General features: G+C 37.1%; 7 protein-coding genes. All 7 read left to right on the forward strand.

The genetic code is table 11. The features are described 5' to 3' along the window. The first annotated feature begins 8 nt into the window (after positions 1–8). The 7 genes from ruvB to AAA915_RS05895 all read left to right on the forward strand — a co-directional run bounded on the left by ruvB (position 9) and on the right by AAA915_RS05895 (position 7,407). On the forward strand, positions 9–1,031 hold the full coding sequence (ruvB, locus tag AAA915_RS05865) for a Holliday junction branch migration DNA helicase RuvB (protein WP_420915114.1): 1,023 nt from the start codon (positions 9–11) through the stop codon (positions 1,029–1,031). A 71-nt stretch (positions 1,032–1,102) separates the two neighbouring features. Continuing rightward, positions 1,103–1,579, forward strand: a complete 477-nt coding sequence (gene yajC, locus AAA915_RS05870) for a preprotein translocase subunit YajC (RefSeq protein ID WP_338200610.1) — start codon at positions 1,103–1,105, stop codon at positions 1,577–1,579. Positions 1,580–1,720: 141 nt separating this feature from the next. After that, a complete protein-coding gene (gene zwf, locus AAA915_RS05875) occupies positions 1,721–3,169 on the forward strand; it encodes a glucose-6-phosphate dehydrogenase (protein ID WP_338200608.1) in 1,449 nt (482 codons plus the stop codon). Then, positions 3,162–4,298, forward strand: a complete 1,137-nt coding sequence (gene dinB, locus AAA915_RS05880) for a DNA polymerase IV (RefSeq protein WP_338200606.1) — start codon at positions 3,162–3,164, stop codon at positions 4,296–4,298. The genes zwf and dinB overlap by 8 nt, the downstream gene beginning before the upstream one ends. 51 nt (positions 4,299–4,349) lie before the next feature. Further along, on the forward strand, positions 4,350–5,306 hold the full coding sequence (locus tag AAA915_RS05885; protein WP_338200604.1) for a DHH family phosphoesterase: 957 nt from the start codon (positions 4,350–4,352) through the stop codon (positions 5,304–5,306). Further along, complete coding sequence (locus AAA915_RS05890; protein WP_338200602.1) at positions 5,299–6,660, forward strand: DEAD/DEAH box helicase; 1,362 nt, start codon at positions 5,299–5,301, stop codon at positions 6,658–6,660. Before AAA915_RS05885 ends, AAA915_RS05890 begins: the two co-directional genes overlap by 8 nt. 228 nt (positions 6,661–6,888) lie before the next feature. After that, positions 6,889–7,407 carry a hypothetical protein gene (locus AAA915_RS05895; RefSeq protein WP_338200600.1) on the forward strand — a complete coding sequence of 173 codons (519 nt, stop codon included), beginning with the start codon at positions 6,889–6,891 and terminating at the stop codon, positions 7,405–7,407. The last annotated feature ends 372 nt before the right edge of the window (positions 7,408–7,779 follow it).

Raw genomic sequence — 7,779 nt, forward strand, 5'->3', positions numbered from 1 at the left:
AAAGGGAAGTGAAACAGGTGGCAGAAGATAAAAATAGTATTGTTTCTGGAAAAGTTCAAGGGCAAGAAGAAGAACAAGCTGAGTTTTCTTTGCGCCCCCAGACTTTAAAAGAGTACTTGGGTCAAAAACGCGTTAAAAAAGAAATGGCAGTTTATATTAAAGCTGCCCAAAAAAGGGATGAAGCTCTAGACCATGTGTTATTGTATGGCCCTCCTGGACTGGGTAAAACAACATTAGCTTTTGTGATAGCTAACGAACTTGGTGTGCATCTAAAAAGTACAAGTGGCCCAGCGATAGAAAAAGCGGGCGATTTGGTTGCCCTTTTAACTGATCTTGATCCCGGAGATATTTTATTTATAGATGAAATTCATCGTCTTGCCAAGCCTATTGAAGAAGTCCTTTATTCCGCAATGGAAGATTATTATGTTGATATTGTAATTGGAGAGGGACAAACTACTCACGCTGTTCACGTTCCCTTGCCCCCGTTCACTCTTATAGGTGCTACCACTTTGGCTGGCCAGCTGTCAGCTCCTTTACGTGATCGATTTGGTATAGTTGAACATTTGCAATATTACACTGTTGAAGAACTTGAAAAAATAATTTCTCGTTCCAGTAAAGTTTTCAATATTGAAATTGAACCTCAGGCAGCACAAGAATTAGCTCGCAGATCACGGGGAACTCCCAGAGTAGCCAATAGGTTATTAAGACGAGTACGAGATTTTGCCCAGGTGAAAGGAGAAAAAGTAATTTCTTTTGCAACCACAGCAAGTTCTCTTCAACAATTGCAGGTTGATGAAGAAGGATTAAATCAAACAGATCGCAAAATTTTACGGGTAATTATTGAAAATTATCATGGTGGACCAGTAGGAATTAGAACATTAGCGGCTAACACTGGTGAGGACGTAGAGACGATTGAATCCCTTTATGAACCATATTTAATGCAAAACGGTTTTCTGTTAATGACACCTAGGGGAAGAATGGTAACAGAAAAGGCTTATATTCATTTGGGTCTGCCGCTACCAAACAAGTAATGCAAATGTTTGTTATTTTCTGTATAATAAATATTTAGACAATAATTAATTTTAATTTGAGGAGTGTAAAAGTGAATAATTTATTTTTAGCACAGGCTAATAATGCAGGTAGTAGTATGTGGACAATCATAGTTTTTGTAGTTTTGATTGCTTTCATGTACTTCATCATGATTAAGCCACAAAAAAAGCAGCAACAAAAGAAAATGGAAATGATGAACCAATTGAAAAAGGGTGATAATGTCATTATGATTGATGGCCTTCACGGCAAAATTGATTCAGTAAATACTAAGGATAAAACGGTTGTGCTGGATGCTGATGGCATTTACTTAACATTTAGTCGAATGGCAGTACAACAAATCTTACCGGCTAATACTGCAAGTGCTGAGCCTGCACCAACACCTTCAACTTCTGCTGACGCTAAAAAACAAGCAGATAGTGAACCTGCTCAAGATTCAAAAGAAGAGCAAAAACCTGCTGCTCCTGCAGAAAAGCCGACTGCTGCAAAACCAGCTGATGAAACTCCAGATGATGGATCAAAAGAAAATTAAAAAATCGTAAGTGCCTTATGGGCACTTTTTTGTTAGTAAAATTATTTGATTTAAAAAGTAAATATTGCTCAACGCGCGAGTTTACCGGCAAAATAGTATAAAATGAAATTAGTGTAAAAAGGTATGAGAAAGGATTTTTTCATGAATAACATTCCAGTAGTAATGATTATTTTTGGTGGTAGTGGTGATTTAGCGCATAGAAAGCTGTATCCTGCACTTTTTAATTTATACGAACAGGGCCTGATTCACGATAATTTTGCTGTTATTGCAACAGCGCGGCGACCGTGGTCACATGATTTTTTGCGTAAACAAATATGCGATGCTGTGCACGAAACGCATGCTGAAGTAAACGAAAATGATCTAGTTGCTTTTGCCAGTCATTTTTACTATCAGTCACACGATGTAACCAATGTTGAACATTATGAGACACTGAAGAATTTGGCACAAGAATTAGATGATCGTTATAGCGCGCAGGGAAATCGTATCTTTTATATGGCAATGGCTCCCAAGTTCTTTGGCACAATCGCTGAACATATTAAAGATCAGCATTTGACTAGTACCGGTTTTAAACGTATTGTTGTTGAAAAACCCTTTGGAAGAGACTTGGCGAGTGCAGAAGAATTAAACAAGCAGATTACTGCTTCTTTTGCTGAGGATGATATTTTTAGGATTGACCATTATTTAGGTAAAGAAATGATTCAAAATATCTTGCCTATGAGATTAACTAATCCTTTAATTAAAAACATATGGAATAATCAAAATATCAAAAATGTTCAAGTCACTTTAGCAGAACAGCTGGGAGTCGAAGCTCGTGGCGGCTATTATGAAACTTCAGGAGCTTTACGTGATATGGTGCAAAACCATATTTTTCAGATTATCACTCTTCTGGCAATGCCGGAACCAAAGGATTTGACTTCGCAAAGTATTCACGAAGCTAAGCAAAAACTTTTGGACAGTATGATAATCCCGACAGAAAATGAGATTGCGCGTCATTTTGTGAGGGGACAATACTTGGGTAGTGATGTTACCTTTGGCTATCGTCAAGAACCAAATGTTGCTGCAGACTCAAATACAGAAACTTTTGTTGCCGGAGAGGTTAAATTTAAAAAAGGTCCACTTGCTGATTTGCCGATTTATTTTAGAACCGGCAAAGAAATGCGCGAAAAGAAAAACAGAATTGATATTGTTTTAAAACACATGTCTAATCAATACGGTAAGGCTCATTCAAACAACATATCAATTATAATAGATCCACAAATGCAAATTTTTATTACTATTAATGGTAAAAAAATTAATGAACCTGGAATTCGCAGGGAAAATCTAAGCTATGGCTTTACAACTGAAGACCAAAAGCAGGTACCAGATGGCTATGAGCGCTTACTGCATGATGTTTTTGTTAATGATTCAACCAATTTTACTCATTGGAGCGAATTAAAGAATTACTGGAAATTTATTGACCATGTTGAAGAAACATGGCAAAAAGAAAATGAAAATGGTCAAGAGCCAGAACAATACCTGCCGTATAGGATGGGGCCAAAATCAGCAAATAAAATTTTTGAATCACCTACCGAGCGCTGGATTTATGAGTGACTTTGACGATGGTCTTTTACCACAAAATGACACTCACAGAAAGATTATCCACCTTGATATGGATGCCTTCTATGCTGCAGTGGAAACACGTGATCATCCCGAACTAAAAAATAAGGCGTTGGTGATTGGTCAAGATCCCAGAAATTATCATGGTCACGGCGTTGTTGCTACGGCCAATTATGTTGCACGTCAGTATGGCGTTCATTCGGCTATGCCATCAATTAAAGCTTTAAAGCTTATACCGAAGAATAAACTGGTATTTAAGAGTCCTGATTTCAAAAAATATCATAGTGTTTCTGTTGAAATTCATCAGTTGATGCACGAAATTACTGACAATGTTCAGTCTATTGCACTTGATGAAGCATATTTAGATGTTACCGAAAATAAGCTGGGACTAACTTCTGCTTTGCAAATCGCGATTGATCTGCAGGTAAAAATAAAAAAGGAAACAGGTTTAAATTGTTCATTTGGCGTAACTTATAACAAATTTTTAGCAAAAATGGGCTCGGAATATTCGAAACCTTTTGGTCGAACTATTATTTTGCCACAAGAAGCTAAAGAGTTTTTAGCTGCACAAAAAATTGCTCAGTTTCATGGTATTGGACCTAAAACGCAAGCAAAATTAGCTGAAATGGGTGTCTACACGGGACGTGGGTTGCAAAAAATGCATGTTCGTGATTTAATAAAACATTTCAACCGCATGGGCTATTTAATGGCAGAACATGCAAATGGCATTGACTTGTCGCGGGTGATTCCTGATGATGAGCGTAATCGCAAGTCTATTGGGATTGAACGCTCGTATGAACCAAGTGTATACAGTGAGCAGACTGCTCTTACGAATCTGCGCAACTATGTTAACGATTTAGCTGACAAGTTGATTGAACGCAATTTTTATGCCAATACGGTTGTCTTAAAAATTCGCAACAGTGATTTTAAGACTGTTACGAAAAGGCGCAAGCTCGAACATGCTACTAATAATCCATTAGAATTATATGATGCAGCTAAAGATCTTTTTGAGCCCATTTCTAGCTCGTTTTTAAATGATGGTATAAGGCTTTTAGGAATAACGGCTACAGATTTTACAGAGGCTGATTATGAAAACATGGACTTAGAATTATTTTCTCAGTGAGAAAATAATTTGTTAAAGTAAAACCCGCAAAAATTAAGAAGGAGAATAGATATGAGTACTTTTACCGAAATATACCAAAAAATTACACAATATGACACGATTATATTGCATCGCCATACTAGTCCTGACCCTGATGCACTTGGCTCTCAGGCGGGACTTGCCCGTTCCTTAAAGCTGCAGTTTCCAAGTAAGAAAATTTTGTGTGCTGGAGAAAATGATGAAGGTGATCTGGCATGGATCAATCATATGGACCAGGTGACTGAAGAGGATTATCAGGGTGCTTTAGTAATCACAACTGATACGGGAAATACAGCCCGCATTTCTAACAAACTATATAATAAGGGTGATTTTTTGATCAAAATTGACCATCATCCGGATGTTGAACCATATGCGAATATGAGTTATGTTGACGATCACGCTCCTGCTGCTTCACAGATTATTGCTGATTTTATTATTACTGAAAAAATGCCACTGACTGCGGAAGTGGCTTATCCGCTTTATGCTGGTATAGTTGGTGATACAGGCAGATTTATGTACCCTGAAACAACTGACCACACTTTTAAAATAGCTGCTAAATTAGCAGCAACTGGAATTAATATTAATGAAATTGCTCGCAACATTAGTGACGTTACCTTTGAACAAGCAAAGTTACAGGCCGTAGTTTTGGAATATATGAAGGTTGACCCGAGTGGTGCAGCCTATGCTGTTTTATCCCAAAATACTCTGCATAAATTAGGTGTAAATTCGGACCAAGCTTCATGCACGGTTTCTACGCCTGGAAGAATTAAGGATATCATTGCCTGGAATGTTTTTGTGGAAAAGCCTGATGGTACTTATCGGGTTCATTATCGTTCAAAGGGTCCAGTAATTAACGAACTTGCAGCCAAACATGATGGTGGTGGCCACGCATTGGCAAGTGGAGCTAATGCCAAAGATATAGCTGAAGTGAAGCAAATATTTGCGGAATTAGTTCAAGTAACCAAGGAATATCAAGAGGAACATGAATAACATTTTTGAAAATGAAAAATTAAATCCAGCACTAAGACAAGGTTTGAGAAAAATAAACTTTATTAAACCGACTGACGTGCAAGAAAAAGTAATACCTGTTTTACTGGCACACAAAAATGCTGTAGTACAGGCAGTTACGGGGTCGGGTAAAACTCATGCCTTTTTAATTCCTGTAATGAATGAAATTGATGAAAAGCTGCAGTTTCCACAGGCAATTTTGACTACTCCTAGTAGAGAACTGGCTCAGCAGCTTTATCAAGTGACTCGTCAGTTAAGGGATGCCGCCGGGTTAAATATTTCGGTTGCCCAATTGGCAGGGGGCACAGATCGGGAACGCCAACTTGAAAAAATAGGTAAGCATAAACCACAAATTGTAATAGCTACTCCTGGAAGGCTTCATGATTTTGTTGCCAAAAAGCTTTTACCATTAGACTATGTTACAAATTTTGTCGTTGATGAAGCTGACATGACTTTGGATATGGGTTTCTTGGATGAAATTGATTTTATTGCGCAGAGATTACCTCAAAATTGTGTTTTCACAGCTTTTTCTGCCACAATTCCTGTTAAACTGGCTAACTTTTTACGCAAGTATATGGCTAAACCAGAAACGATTATTATAGATAATCCCACTGTTATTTCGCCAACAGTAAAAAATGATTTACTTGATGTTGGATCAAAAAATCGAATGAAAATACTGTATCAGTTATTAACAATTGGCCAGCCTTATTTAGCACTTATTTTTGCTAATACCAAGCAAACGGTAGATGAATTAACTGAGTTTCTCATTAAACAAGGGTTAAGAGTTGCTAAAATTCATGGTGGCATTACTGAACGTGAACGAAAAAGAACCATGCGGGAAGTAGAAGCGGGACAATTTCAATATGTCGTGGCAACTGACTTGGCCGCACGTGGAATTGATATTGCAGGCGTCAGTTTAGTTATTAATTACGAAATTCCCCGTGAAATAGAATTCGTAATTCATCGTATTGGCCGAACTGGTCGCAACGGCATGAGTGGTCATGCTGTTACTCTAATTCGTGAAGAAGAAATGGATCAGATTTTTAAATTAGAAAATATTGGAGTTCATTTCGATTTTGTGGAATTAAAAAATGGGGCTCTAGTACCGCGTAAACATTATCATAGCCGTAAAACAAGGCAGTCGTCTTCTCAAAGTCTTGATAATAAGATGCGTGGCATGGTGAAGAAAGCTCAAAAGAAACGTAAACCTGGTTATAAGAAAAAGATTAAGCGTGCTATCCAACTAGATAAAGCGCAAAAGAATAAAATTGAGCAACGTAGTAAAATTCGTAAGGCAAAGCGCCAAAGAAAAATGAAGCGTAACAATCAATCTTAGTATTAATATAACTACATTTAGTTTGATTCAAATGATTACCACAAACGACTAATTTCTGGTTTTAATCCAAATTAGTCGTTTTATTTTACTTTGCAAAATGCAAAAGTTGGATTTTGTTTTAATAATATTGTTAGTCTTTAAAAATAACGCCATTATTTTCAAAGAAAGTATTGTTTGTCTTAAACATTATTGCTATACTTATGACACTATAAGCAGGAGCGATGAAAAATGAAATTGACAAAAACTGAGCAAGTTCTTGTTTTAGAACTATCAAGATACAGCGTAGAAAAGTATACTGTTACTAAATTTTGTCAGAAATTAGACATTAACCGTGGCGCTTTTTATAGAAGATATAGTAATATTTGTGATTTATTTACTTCAGTTTTAACTTTGCAAACTAGACGAGCCTTACGTAGTGTGGGCGATGAATCAATGGATCGAATGTTTTATCGCATGTTGAAAAAAATTGAAGCAAATAAGACCTTTTATGGCAATTTGCATAGAATTGCCAAGGATCCGCCATTATTTTACCGCGTGTTAAGAAAAGAATATGCTTTGGCCATAGAGAATTACATGCGACCTAGAGGGCCGTTTTCAGTGCGCAAAGTTGAACTGGTAGCAAATGGAATTTACGCTATTATATTCAATTGGGTTGTTGACGAATGCAGGCACGATATTAGGGATGTTTATCAAAGTATTCACTTGTTACTGACGCATATAGAGCAAACTATCAGACGGGCTGAATAAAGCATCTTTTGCTAGTGATTTACTGATAATAATATTTTTTTGCAAAAAAGACTTGCAAAACGGGAAAATAATTGCTAGTATTAATAACTGTCGTCGGGCAATGAGCCGCAAGGCGGGAGCACGAAGGCAGCGTTAAAAAAATCGAGCAAAAGCAGTTGACAAAAGTCAGATGTTTTAGTAAGATAATAAACGCTGTCCGGTAAGACGGCAAAACGAGTCAGAAAAAAGTGCTTGACAAAAGCAGATGAATCTGGCAAAATAAAAAAGCTGCTTTAGAGCAGCAGGTAGTACCTTGAAAACTGAACAATGTTTTCGCAAAAATGTGCGGGTTATCAAGAACCCAAAACAAAAGAGCGAAGTCAATTTCGCAAG

This window comes from Lactobacillus rizhaonensis (genome assembly GCF_036246345.1).
Lineage (GTDB): Bacteria > Bacillota > Bacilli > Lactobacillales > Lactobacillaceae > Lactobacillus > Lactobacillus rizhaonensis.